We start from the raw sequence: 612 nt of genomic DNA, 5'->3' as shown, positions 1-612 counted from the left end.
GCCCAGCGGCCGTGGCGCACGCCACCATTTCCAGTGGCCCGACGCCCTCGCCGCCAAGCTGCGCGGCTTCGGCAAGGCGCACGGCGTGACGTCCTTCACCACCGTGCTGACCGCGTTCGAGATCCTGCTGTCGCGGCTGTCCGGCCAGGCCCGCGTGCACGTGGGCACACCGGTCGTGCAGGCGGCGCCCGAATGTGCCGGGGTGGTCGGCTGCCTGGTCAATACCCTCGTGCTGCGTGGCGATTTCGCGGCCAACCCCTGCTTCGCCGACGCCGTCGAACAGACGCGCCAGCGCACCCTCGACGCCCTGCTGCACGAGGATCTGCCGTTCAACCTGCTGGTCGCAGCCTTGCAGCCACCGCACGACCCCAGCCGCAACCCGCTGGTCCAGGCGATGTTCGTGCTGCAACCCGACCCGTTGCAACCCACCGAGTGGGGCCAGTTGGCCGTGCGGCCAATGCAGGTCGACGCCGGCGGCGCGCGCCTGGACCTGCTGCTGTCCGTGTGGGAAGGCGAGAGCACGTTGGGCGGCTGCATCGAGTACGCGACCGACCTGTTCGACCGGTCGACGATGGAGCGCCTGACGGCGCATCTGGGCGTGCTGCTGGACGC

1 protein-coding gene is annotated in these 612 nt (G+C 70.8%); it reads left to right on the top strand.

The features are described 5' to 3' along the window. A partial coding sequence (locus AC1DYI_RS37910; protein ID WP_477209192.1) for a condensation domain-containing protein occupies window positions 1-612 on the top strand: 612 nt, incomplete at both ends.

It is taken from the genome of Ideonella sp. P3_A4, assembly GCF_056403075.1.
This window is presented reverse-complemented; position numbering and strand designations above follow the sequence as displayed.